12 protein-coding genes are annotated in these 11,537 nt (G+C 68.5%); 9 read left to right on the top strand and 3 right to left on the bottom strand.

Annotated elements, in window-relative coordinates; translation table 11 throughout:
- Positions 1-90: 90 nt before the first annotated feature.
- Both E5A74_RS05435 and E5A74_RS05430 read right to left on the bottom strand, forming a co-directional pair.
- On the bottom strand, positions 91-393 hold the full coding sequence (locus E5A74_RS05435) for a cell division protein ZapA (RefSeq protein ID WP_135983265.1): 303 nt from the start codon (positions 391-393) through the stop codon (positions 91-93).
- Positions 393-581 carry a hypothetical protein gene (locus E5A74_RS05430; RefSeq protein WP_135983264.1) on the bottom strand — a complete coding sequence of 63 codons (189 nt, stop codon included), beginning with the start codon at positions 579-581 and terminating at the stop codon, positions 393-395. Before E5A74_RS05430 ends, E5A74_RS05435 begins: the two co-directional genes overlap by 1 nt.
- Before the next feature lie 165 nt (positions 582-746).
- On the opposite strand from E5A74_RS05430, the gene tkt reads away from it, so the two are divergent.
- The 7 genes from tkt to E5A74_RS05395 all read left to right on the top strand — a co-directional run bounded on the left by tkt (position 747) and on the right by E5A74_RS05395 (position 9,173).
- Entirely contained in the window at positions 747-2,702 is a 1,956-nt protein-coding gene (gene tkt, locus E5A74_RS05425) for a transketolase (RefSeq protein WP_135983263.1), read from the top strand.
- 55 nt (positions 2,703-2,757) lie between these two features.
- Entirely contained in the window at positions 2,758-3,765 is a 1,008-nt protein-coding gene (gene gap, locus E5A74_RS05420; protein WP_135983262.1) for a type I glyceraldehyde-3-phosphate dehydrogenase, read from the top strand.
- A 105-nt stretch (positions 3,766-3,870) separates the two neighbouring features.
- Positions 3,871-5,061, top strand: coding sequence for a phosphoglycerate kinase (locus E5A74_RS05415; RefSeq protein ID WP_135983261.1), 1,191 nt, complete (start codon positions 3,871-3,873; stop codon positions 5,059-5,061).
- 214 nt (positions 5,062-5,275) lie between these two features.
- A complete protein-coding gene (locus tag E5A74_RS05410) occupies positions 5,276-7,057 on the top strand; it encodes a methyl-accepting chemotaxis protein (RefSeq protein ID WP_240699673.1) in 1,782 nt (593 codons plus the stop codon).
- Between the two features lie 148 nt (positions 7,058-7,205).
- A complete protein-coding gene (locus E5A74_RS05405) occupies positions 7,206-8,120 on the top strand; it encodes a class I fructose-bisphosphate aldolase (protein WP_135983260.1) in 915 nt (304 codons plus the stop codon).
- On the top strand, positions 8,117-8,509 hold the full coding sequence (locus tag E5A74_RS05400; protein ID WP_135983259.1) for a putative quinol monooxygenase: 393 nt from the start codon (positions 8,117-8,119) through the stop codon (positions 8,507-8,509). Before E5A74_RS05405 ends, E5A74_RS05400 begins: the two co-directional genes overlap by 4 nt.
- Entirely contained in the window at positions 8,502-9,173 is a 672-nt protein-coding gene (locus tag E5A74_RS05395; protein WP_135983258.1) for an O-methyltransferase, read from the top strand. Before E5A74_RS05400 ends, E5A74_RS05395 begins: the two co-directional genes overlap by 8 nt.
- A gap of 12 nt (positions 9,174-9,185) precedes the next feature.
- Here E5A74_RS05395 and E5A74_RS05390 read toward each other — a convergent pair whose 3' ends face one another.
- Positions 9,186-9,404 (bottom strand): hypothetical protein, encoded by a 219-nt coding sequence (locus tag E5A74_RS05390; protein ID WP_135983257.1) that lies wholly within the window; start codon positions 9,402-9,404, stop codon positions 9,186-9,188.
- Positions 9,405-9,683: 279 nt separating this feature from the next.
- Here E5A74_RS05390 and thiE point away from each other — a divergent pair, with 279 nt between their 5' ends.
- Both thiE and E5A74_RS05380 read left to right on the top strand, forming a co-directional pair.
- A complete protein-coding gene (gene thiE, locus E5A74_RS05385; protein ID WP_135983256.1) occupies positions 9,684-10,376 on the top strand; it encodes a thiamine phosphate synthase in 693 nt (230 codons plus the stop codon).
- 191 nt (positions 10,377-10,567) lie between these two features.
- On the top strand, positions 10,568-11,536 hold the full coding sequence (locus E5A74_RS05380; RefSeq protein ID WP_206365780.1) for a L,D-transpeptidase family protein: 969 nt from the start codon (positions 10,568-10,570) through the stop codon (positions 11,534-11,536).
- Position 11,537 lies beyond the last annotated feature (1 nt).

Here is an 11,537-nt window from a genome sequence, read left to right as displayed (position 1 = left end):
CTCAGGGATAATGCCAAGGCTCGCACCGGGCAGTGCCCGCCGCGGATGCATGTAGGGGCGCGGGCGCGCCGACGCAACCGCGCGCTTCGGTCAGGCTTCCGCGGCGTCTTCCTCGAGCGCCGCCGCCACCGCCTCGAGCCGATCGGCGATGCGATCGAGCAGCACCGGCGAGACGCCCTGCGGCGGATTGCGCTGCACTTCGTCGACCATGTCGGCGAGGATCAGCGCGAGATAGACGAGCGTGCGCTCGGCGTTGAGCCCGCCCGAGGCGCGCTGCGCGGTCTGGGCGTGCTGCTGCAGGATCGCTTCGAGATGGCGCAGATGCGGCTCGTCGCCGTCGCGTGCGGCGATCGAATAGCTGCGGCCGGCGATGCTGAGGTCGATATCGGCCATTACTCGGATTCCGTACTCGCCGTTTCGCGCGCGATCAGCACGTCGAGCGACGCGACCGCTTCCTCGATCCGCGCGCGCAGCTTGGCGTGGCGGCGCGCGAGGCGCTCGGTGGTGTAGGCGCGCGCGGCCGCGGCGCGCTCGATCCGGGCCAGCGCCTGTTCGATACGGTCTGCGGAGCTTTCGGCCATAACCCACCCGATTAGGCAGAGCGGGCGGGCGCGGCAAGACTCCTGCGTCCAACGGCCCATCGATTTTTCGAGAGCGGCCAACGGCTTTGCCGAACAGGCGGGCGCAGCGGTTGACGTGCGGGCGCATGCGTCCCAAAGGCGTCCGCGACCAGCAGGGGAGTCCAGGTGACCGTTTCCTTCAGCGACCGCGCCAATGCGATCCGCGCGCTATCGATGGACGCCGTGGAGGCCGCCAATTCGGGGCATCCCGGCATGCCGATGGGCATGGCCGACGTCGCGACGGTGCTCTTCCAACGCTATCTGAAGTTCGATCCCGCCGCGCCGCGCTGGCCCGATCGCGATCGCTTCGTGCTCTCCGCGGGGCACGGATCGATGCTGATCTATTCGCTGCTGCATCTCACCGGCTATGCCCGGCCGACGCTCGAAGACATCCGCAACTTCCGCCAGATCGGCAGCCCGTGCGCGGGCCATCCCGAGAATTTCGAGCTCGCCGGCGTCGAGGCGACTACCGGGCCGCTCGGCCAGGGACTCGCGATGGCGGTGGGCATGGCAATCGCCGAGCGCCACCTCAACGCGACGTTCGGCAACGATCTGGTCGACCACCATACCTGGGTGATCGCCGGCGACGGCTGCCTGATGGAAGGCATCAACCACGAGGCTATCGGCCTCGCGGGGCACCTCAAGCTCGATCGGCTGATCGTGCTGTGGGACGACAACAAGATCACCATCGACGGATCGGTGTCGCTTTCGTCGAGCGAGGACATCGTCGCGCGCTACGAGGCGACCGGCTGGTACGTCACCGAATGCGACGGGCATGACGAGGACAGCATCGTCGCGGCGATCGAGGAAGCGCGCGACGAGGATCGCCCCGCGCTGATCCGCTGCCGCACGATCATCGGCAAGGGCGCGCCCAACAAGCAGGGCACCTCGAAGGTCCACGGCGCGGCGCTGGGCAAGGACGAAGTCGCCGCGGCGCGCGAGACCTTGGGCTGGCACCACGGCCCGTTCGAGGTTCCCGAGGACATCCGCGCGGCGTGGCTCGAGACCGGCAAGCGCGGCGCCGAAGCGCATAACAAGTGGCAGGAGCGCCTCGCAAGCCATTCCGATCGTGCAGCTTTCGAGGCGCGCGACACCGCTTCGAGCGACTGGCTCAAGCCCTATGTCGACGGGCTGCTCGCCAACCCGCAAAATGTCGCGACGCGCAAGGCCTCGGAAATGGCGCTCGAGGCGATCAACACCGCCTTGCCCCAGACGATCGGCGGCTCGGCCGACCTGACCGGCTCGAACAACACGCTGACCAGGAATCTCGTGGCGCTCACCGCGGGCACCTATGAGGGCCGCTACATCTATTACGGCATCCGCGAGTTCGGCATGGCCGCGGCGATGAACGGCATGGCGCTGCACGGGGGCGTGATCCCCTATGGCGGCACCTTCCTCGTGTTCTCGGACTATGCCCGCGCCGCGATCCGCCTCTCGGCGCTCCAGCAGACCCGCGTCGCCTATGTGATGACGCACGATTCGATCGGTCTCGGCGAGGACGGCCCGACGCACCAGCCGATCGAGCATGTGATGAGCCTGCGCCTCATCCCCAATCTCGACGTCTATCGCCCGTGCGACACGATCGAGACCGCCGAATGCTGGGCGCTGGCGCTGGAAAAGAACGACGGCCCGTCGCTGCTCGCGCTCTCGCGGCAGAACCTGCCCCAGCTGCGCACCGATGGCGGCGAGAACCGCTCGGCCAAGGGCGCCTACCGGCTGCTCGCTGCCGAGGCGGAGCGCAAGGTGGTGCTGATCGCCACCGGCTCCGAAGTCGAGATCGCGGTCGCCGTGCGTGCCGCGCTCGAGGCGCAGGGCATCGGCGCCGATGTCGTCTCGATGCCGAGCTGGGAGCGGTTCGACGCGCAGACTGCCGAATATCGCGACGAGGTGCTGCCGCATCACGTGCTCCGTGTCTCGATCGAGGCGGGCACGACGATGGGCTGGGAGCGCTATACCGGGATTGGCGGGCTGCGTTTCGGCATCGATCGGTTCGGTGCCTCCGGGCCCGCGCCGGCGCTCTACGAATATTTCGGCCTGACTGCCGCAGCGATCGCGCCGAAGATCGTGGCAGCGCTCGGCTGAGCCCCCATATAGCGAGCCGAACGGCTCAAAAAAATCGAAGCAGGAGTGTAGCGATATGACGAAGGTTGCGATCAACGGTTTCGGACGCATCGGACGCCTGGTCGCGCGCGCGATCCTCGAGCGCCCCGACAGCGGGCTCGAGCTGGTGACGATCAACGACCTCGCCGACGCCAAGTCGAACGCCTGGCTCTTCTCGCGTGACAGCGTCCACGGCAAATATCCGGGCACCGTCACCGCCGAGGGCGACGACCTCGTCATCGACGGCAAGCGCATCAAGGTGACCAAGGAGAAGGACCCGGCCAACCTGCCGCACGCCGCCAACGGCGTCGAGCTGGTGCTGGAGTGCACCGGCTTCTTCACCACCCGCGACGATACGCAGAAGCACATCGACGCCGGCGCGAAGAAGGTGCTGATCTCGGCGCCGGGCAAGAATGTCGATCTGACCGTCGTCTATGGCGTCAACCACGACAAGCTCGAGGCCGGCCACACGATCGTATCGAACGCGTCGTGCACCACCAACTGCCTCGCGCCGGTGGCCAAGGTGCTCAACGACAGCGTCGGCATCGAGCGCGGGCTGATGACCACGGTCCACGCCTATACCAACGACCAGAAGATCCTCGACCAGATCCACCCGGACCTGCGTCGCGCTCGTGCCGCGGCGATGAACATCATCCCGACCACCACGGGTGCTGCCCGCGCGGTGGGCGAGGTGCTGCCCGAGCTCAAGGGCAAGCTCGACGGCTCGGCGATCCGCGTTCCGGTTCCGGACGGCAGCCTCGTCGATCTGACCTTCACCCCGAAGCGCGACACCACCCGCGACGAGATCAATGCGATCCTCAAGGCGGCGTCGGAGAGCGGCCCGCTCAAGGGCGTGCTGGTCTATTCGGACGAGCCGCTCGTCTCGATCGACATCGTCCACACCCCGGCTTCGTCGACCGTCGACAGCCTCGAGACCGCAGTGATCGACGGCAAGCTGGTCCGCGTGGTCAGCTGGTACGACAATGAATGGGGCTTCTCGAACCGCATGGTCGATACCGCGACCGCGATGGCGAAGCTGGGCTGATCTGCCGCTTTGTGCTCCTGCGAAAGCGGGAGCCCAGAGCCAGGCGGGACAGTGCTTTGTAACCCTGGGCTCCTGCTTTCGCAGGAGCACGGGCGGGAGACGAATATGGCGCGCAACTTCAGGACGCTCGACGATATGGGCGAGGTCACCGGCAAGCGGGTGCTCGTCCGCGAGGATCTCAACGTGCCGATGGCCGATGGCGCGGTGACCGACGACACCCGGCTGCGCGCCGCGGTGCAGACCGTCGCCGAGCTGGCCGACAAGGGTGCCAAGGTGATCGTCCTCGCGCATTTCGGGCGCCCCAAGGGGCAGCGTAACCCCGAGATGAGCCTCGCGCTGGTCACCCGGCCGTTCGAGGCCGTGCTCGGCCGTCCGGTGCGTTTCATCGACGATCAGGACGCCGCGGGCGTGATCGCGACGATGGCCGAGGGCGAAGTCGGCATCCTCGAGAATACCCGCTTCGACGCGGGCGAGGAGAAGAACGCGCCCGAGACCGTCGACCGGCTCGCCGCGCTCGGCGATCTCTACGTCAACGACGCCTTCTCCGCCGCGCACCGCGCGCATGCCTCGACCGAGGGCCTCGCGCACAAGCTGCCGGCGTTCGCGGGGCGTCAGATGGAAGCCGAGCTCGACGCGCTCGACAAGGCGCTCGGCAATCCCGAGCATCCGGTTGCGGCGGTCGTGGGTGGCGCGAAGGTCTCGACCAAGCTCGACGTGCTCAAGCACCTCGTCGCGCAGGTCGATCATCTGATCATCGGCGGCGGTATGGCCAACACCTTCCTCGCCGCGCGCGGGGTGAATGTCGGCAAGTCGCTGTGCGAGCATGACCTTACCGGCACCGCGGAGGAGATCCTCGACGCGGCCGACAAGGCGAACTGCACGGTGCATCTGCCGTACGACGTGGTGGTCGCGAAGGAATTCCGGGCCAATCCGCCGGTGCGGACGGTCAATGTCCATGAAGTCGCCGAAGACGAGATGATCCTCGATGTCGGCCCGGCGGCGACCGAGGCGCTGGCCGATGTGCTCAAGACCTGCCGGACGTTGGTGTGGAACGGCCCGCTCGGCGCGTTCGAGACGCCGCCGTTCGACACCGCGACGATCAGCCTCGCGCGGACCGCCGCGGCGCTGACCAAGGAGGGTTCGCTGGTTTCGGTCGCCGGGGGCGGGGATACCGTCGCAGCGCTCAACCAGGCAGGCGTGGCCGGGGATTTCAGCTTCGTCTCGACCGCCGGCGGCGCGTTTCTCGAATGGATGGAAGGCAAGGCGCTGCCGGGCGTCGCCGCGCTGCAGCGATAGTCAGCCGGCAGCCGCGAGCCGCGCGCGCAAGGAACGGAGGGGAGTCGGGAAACCGGCTCCCCTTTTTTCGCCGGCGGCAGACCGGCGGCAGATTCGTGACCGATAAGCGATGCTATTGCGCTCCGGCGATGCCGGGCGCCGCTACGGCAGCCTATAATGATTCCGATATCGCCGACGCGTTGGGGAGCGCGTCCGCACTTTCCGGAACCTGCCCATGCTCAAGTCTCTCCCGATTTCCCGCAAGCTCGCCGCCGCGTTCGGCGCGATCATGCTCGCCGCCGGCGCCACGCTGGGGTTCGTCTATCTCCAGTCGTCGGAAGTGGTGCAGCTCAGCCAGGTCAATGACCAGGTCGATGCCGAGCAGGCGCTGTCCGCCGAGGTCGAGAATGCGCTGCTCGCCGCGGTCGCCGATCTGCGCGGCTATGCGGTGAGCAACGCGCCCGGGGACGTCGCCGCGTTCGAGAACAGCATGCAGCGCTTCGATGCCGCCGCGGCGAGGTTGCGGCCGCTGCTCGACGAGGCGGAGGATCGGGCATTGCTCGACCAGACCATGGCCGCGGTCGCCGAATGGCGTCGCACCGTCGTCGATCCGATGCTCGGGCACATGTCGCAGGCCGACGCGACGCGCGCGCACGCGCTCGCCGGCAGCAGCGGCGCCTCGCGCGCGGTCGAGGCGATGACGGACGGGGCCGAGGCGCTGCGCAAGGAGAAATATGCCGCGGTGCAGGCGAGCCTGAGCGAGATGCGCCGGGCGAGCAAATCGGAGGAATCGGCGGTGATCGTCGGCGCGATCGCGATGTTCGCGGTGGCGCTGCTGCTGTGGGGCTTGCTCCGCGGGCTGCTCGGCCGGCCGGTGCTGGCACTCACCGGCGTGATGAAGCGGCTCGCCGGGGGCGACAATCGCGTCGACGTGCCCGAGACGACGCGCGGCGACGAATTCGGCGACATGGCACGCGCGGTGCTGATATTCCGCGACGCGGCGGTCGCCAAGGAGGCAGCCGACCGCGCCAAGGCGGCGGCCGATGCCGAGCAGAAATTCGTCGTCGACGCGCTTTCGGACGGGCTCGGCAAGCTTTCGGCCGGCGACCTGACTGCGGCGATCGGCGAAGACTTCCCCGAGAGCTACGGGACCGTGCGGCGCAACTTCAACGATGCGCTCGGCGCGCTGCGCGGGCTGATCGGCTCGGTGCGCGAGAGCGCCGAGACGATCCGCACCGGCTCGGCGGAGATCGCGCAGGCGTCGGAAAATCTCGCGCGGCGCACCCAGAGCAACGCCGCCAGCCTCGAGGAGACCACCGCGGCGATCGCGCAGATCGACGGACGGATCCGGGCGAGCGCCGATGCGGCGTCGCAGACCGTCGCGCGCGCCGGCGAGGCTGCGGGCGCGGTGCATGGCGGGCGTGCGGTCACCGACGAGGCGGTGCAGGCGATGACGCGGGTCAGCGAGAGCGCGCGCGGCATCGACGATGTGATCGAGGGGCTCGACAAGATCGCCTTCCAGACGCGGGTGCTCGCGATGAACGCCGCGGTCGAGGCGGGGCGTGCCGGCGAGGCGGGGCGCGGCTTCGCCGTGGTCGCCGATCTGGTCAGCGCGCTGGCGATGCGCGCCGAGGAAGAGGCCGGCCGCGCGCGCGACCAGCTCACCGCGACGCAGGTCGACATCCATGCCGCGGTCGCCGCGGTCGAGCGCGTCGACGGTGCGCTGGCCGGGATCAGCGACGGGGTGGGGCAGGTGCATGACCTTGTTGGCGGCATGGCGGCAGACAATGCGGCGCAGTCGGCGGCGGTCAGCGAGATCAGCGGCGCGATCGGCACGATGGACCAGGCCACCCAGCAGAATGCGGCGATGGTCGAGCAGACCTCGGCGGCGTCGCGCACGCTCAGCAACGAAGTGACCGCGCTGGTCGAGCAGGCGGCGCGCTTCCGGCTCGACGAGGATGCCCGCACGGCGCGGGCCGGCACCCCCGGCCGCGCCCGGCTCGCGACGGTGCATTGAGGCCATCGCGCCCGGCGATTCGTCGCCGGACAGTCGCGCTCTGGCTCTTTGTCGACCCTTGACCCTTTGGTCAGCGTTGTCAGCGGTTTCCGCCCCTAATGCGGTGCGATAGGGACCGCGGCAGAGCGAACCGAATCAAGGGGAAGTCATGAGCATCACGCCCGCAGTCCGCGCCATTCTCGCGAACTACGAGTCCGACAACCCCGGGGTTAAGGCCAATCTTGCCCGGATCCTGATGCAGGGCCGGCTCGGCGGCACCGGCAAGCTGATCATCCTGCCGGTCGACCAGGGCTTCGAGCACGGCCCGGCGCGCAGCTTCGCGGTCAATCCCGCCGCCTATGATCCCCATTATCATTTCCAGCTGGCGATCGACGCCGGGCTCTCGGCCTATGCCGCGCCGCTCGGCATGATCGAGGCGGGTGCCGACACTTTCGCCGGGCAGATCCCGACCATCCTCAAGGTCAACTCGTCGAACAGCTGGGCTACCTCGATCGACCAGGCGGTGACCGGCGGCGTCGACGACGCGCTGCGGCTCGGCTGCTCGGCGATCGGCTTCACCATCTATCCGGGCGCCGACGACGTGTTCGGGATGATGGAGGAAATCAAGGAGATGCGCGCCGAGGCGGCCTCGGTCGGCATCGCCACGGTGATCTGGTCCTATCCGCGCGGCGGCAAGCTCTCGAAGGACGGCGAGCTCGCGCTCGACGTCGGCGCCTATGCCGCGCACATGGCGGGGCTGCTCGGCGCGCACATCATCAAGGTCAAGCTGCCGAGCGCGCATATCGAGCAGAAGGATGCGCAAAAGGCCTATGAGGGCAGCGATTGGTCGGCGCAGTCCGATCGCGTGAAGCATGTGGTGCAGAGCTGCTTCAACGGCCGCCGCATCGTCGTCTTCTCGGGCGGCGCGGCCAAGGGCGAGGACGCGGTCTATCAGGACGCGCGCGACATCCGCGCGGGCGGCGGCAACGGCTCGATCATCGGGCGCAACACCTTCCAGCGCAAGCGCGAGGACGCGCTGGCGATGCTCGACAGGCTGGTGCGCATCTACAAGGGCGAGGAATGACGGCGCGTCGCCCGGTGCTCGCGGGCCTCGCGCTCGCGATGCTGGGCGGCGGCGCCTTGGCGAAAGGCAGGGATATGGAAGATCCGGTCCCGTTCGGGATGATCGGCAAGATGAAAGCCCTGCCCGGCAAGCGCGCCGAGCTGATCGCGATCCTCAGCTCGGGCACCGGCGCGATGCCGGGCTGCCGCGCCTATCTGATCGCCGAGGACGCCAAGGATCCCGACGCGATCTGGATCACCGAAATCTGGGACGACGCATCGAGCCACAAGGCGTCGCTGCAGCTACCCGCGGTGCGCGCGGCGATCGCGAAGGGGCGCCCGCTGATCGCGGGGTTCGAGCTCAGCGTCGAGACGCGCCCGGTGGCGGGCAGCTTTGTCGCGCATGGCTGACGGCGTCGATCCCGGCGCGGTCGACGCGTGGATCGAGGCGAAGCTTCTGGAGAGCGATCCGGCGCTGGACGCCGCGCTCGCCGCCAACGAAGCGGGCGGGCTTCCGGCGATCGACGTTGCGCCGGTCCAGGGCAAGCTGCTCCACCTGCTGGCGCGGATCGCGGGGGCGCGGCGGATCCTCGAAATAGGCACGCTCGGCGGCTACTCGACGATCTGGCTGGCCCGCGCGCTGCCGCCCGAGGGCCGGCTGGTGACGCTCGAACTCGAGCCGCACCATGCCACGGTGGCCGAGGCCAATCTCGCGCGCGCCGGGGTGGCGGACCGCTGCGCCATCCGCGTCGGACCAGCGGCGGACAGCCTCGCGGCGTTGCAAGAAGAGGCGCAGGCGCCGTTCGACCTCGTGTTCATCGACGCCGACAAGGAAGGCAATGTCGCCTATCTGCGCGCCGCGCTCGTTCTGTCGCGGCCCGGAACGGTGATCGTGGTCGACAATGTCGTGCGCGCGGGCGGGGTGCTCGATCCGGCGAGCGACGATCCGCGGATCATTGGAACGCGCGCGCTCTACGACGCCGTCGCCGCCGAGCCGCGGCTTTCGGCAACGGCGCTGCAGACCATCGGCGCCAAGCCGTGGGACGGATTCCTGATCGCGCTGGTGACCGGCTGACGCCGGCCCGGCTCAGTCGCCGACGGGAAGCGCGCGCTCGGCCATCGCGGCGGTGACGTCGGACACCGTCGAGCCGACCACCACTTCATGCTCCTTGTCGAACGAAATCACGCCGACATCGTCGCCGGCGAGGTTGATCGTGGTCACCGTGCGCACCAGCGCGAGGTTGACGAGCATCGGCTCGCCGTTGATCGACTTGAGCTGCACGAAACGAGGCTTGCCACTGGCCATTTGCAATCGAACTCCGCATCTGCCGCGCCGCGCGCGGGCGGCTGCCTTCAAAGAGGCGCCTGATCTCTTTCCGTTATAGCGCATGCCGATGCCGAACGCGGCGGATCGCCCGAATATCGTCCGGCGCCGCGTGCGCCCGAGCCAGCCACCATCGAAATGTCCGGCGCGGCGCGGAACCAGTTCTTGACCGCCGGCTTCGCGGGGTAGAAGCGGCCACGCCAATAGGGCTAGACCCGGCCCGAACAACCGATGCGGATTTCCGCGAGCCCGGAGTTGACCATGCACGATCCCGAAGACGACCTCGACGCCGACAACGCGCTGGAGGGCTTTGCGGATCAATTCGTGCGCGACCATCGACGGCCGGCGTGCCAGCTCTATCTGATCTCGCCGCTCGACGTGACCGGCGGCTTTGCCGACCGGCTGGCCCGCGCGCTCGATGCCGGCCCGGTCGCCGCGTTCCAGTTCCGCGTCAAGGATGTCGACCAGCACGAGGCGGCGCGGCTGGCCGAGCCGCTGCAGCGCATCTGCGCCGATCGCGACGTCGCCTTCCTCGTCAACGACAGCATCAGCCTCGCCAAGCGGCTGGGGGCGGACGGGGTGCATCTCGGCCAGGAGGATGGCGACCCGCGCGAGGCGCGCTCGGTGCTCGGCCCCTCGGCGCAGATCGGCGTGACCTGCCATGACAGCCGCCACCTCGCGATGGAGGCGGGCGAGGCGGGCGCCGACTATGTCGCGTTCGGCAGCTTCTATCCGACGACGACCAAGGAAGTGCGCCATCGCCCCGAGCCGTCGATCCTGAGCTGGTGGACGACGGTGTTCGAGATCCCCTGCGTCGCGATCGGCGGAATCACGCCGGCCAATGCGCGGCCGTTGATCGATGCCGGGGCGGACTTTCTCGCGGTGTCCGCCGCGGTGTGGGGCGGCGACGAGGCCGCTGCGATAAAGGCGTTCGAGGCGGTGCTGGCGGGCTGAGGACAGGCTTGCGTCGCCCTCGCTTCGTCATCCCCGGTTTCGCGGGGATGACGGTCAATCGGCGGGGCGCCGGCCGCAGCGTCTCCGGAAACAAGCCGGCGCGCGTTCGTTCTCCGGTCCGACATATGTTGGTCAGGAGCCTGTCTTTGCGTAGAAAATTACTCGTTGCCGCTGGCCTTGCCGCGATCGCCATGGCTCCGCTCGCGGCGCAGCCCGAGGCGAAGTCGCCGAGCGGCAAGCCGCCGGTCGACTATACCATAATGCATGCGCAGGTGATCCTCGACTCGCTCGGCTTCGCGCCCGGGATCGTCGATGGCCGCGAGGGGCAATCGCTGACCGCGGCGCTCAAGGGATTCCAGCAAAGCCAGGGGCTGACGACCAGTGGCAAGCTCGATCGCGCGACGCTGGGGGCGCTCCATCAATATCGCGAGCGCCGGCCGGTGACGCGGGTCACGCTCGATCCGGCGATGCTGCAGGGCCCCTTCATCAATCCGACGCCCAAGGATCCCGAGGATCAGGCGAAGCTGCCGGCGCTCGCCTATACCCGGCCGCTCGAGAAGCTCGCCGAGATGTTCCACACCACGCCCGAGGTGCTGGTCGAGCTCAACCCCGGCGGCGGCGCGATCCGGCCGGGCGCGACCTTCGTCTTTCCCAATGTGGTACCGAGCTCGCGCGATTACGCCGGCGATCTCAAACCCGAATGGCGCCAGACGCTGACCGACCTCAATGTCGACGCGCACCAGCCGGCGGGCGACCATATCGTCGTCGACAAGTCCGAGAAGGTGCTCAAGGTGTTCGACACCAACGACACGTTGGTCGCGCAGTTCAGCGCGACGATGGGTAGCCAGCATGATCCGCTGCCGATCGGAACGTGGAAAATCAACGTCGTAGATACCAATCCGAAGTTTCATTATAACCCCGACCTGTTCTGGGACGCCAAGAAGGACGACGAGAAGGCGATGCTGCCGCCGGGCCCCAACGGGCCGGTGGGCGTGGTCTGGCTCGATCTTTCCAAGGAGCATTACGGCATCCACGGCACGCCCGAGCCGCAGACGATCGGGCGGACCCAGAGCCATGGCTGCATCCGGCTGACCAATTGGGACGCGGCGCGGCTGGCGCTGATGATCAAGCCGGGCGCCGAAGCCGTGTTCCAGGAGTGAT

It is taken from the genome of Sphingomonas naasensis, from assembly GCF_004792695.1.
GTDB classification, from domain to species: domain Bacteria; phylum Pseudomonadota; class Alphaproteobacteria; order Sphingomonadales; family Sphingomonadaceae; genus Sphingomonas; species Sphingomonas naasensis.
This window is presented reverse-complemented; position numbering and strand designations above follow the sequence as displayed.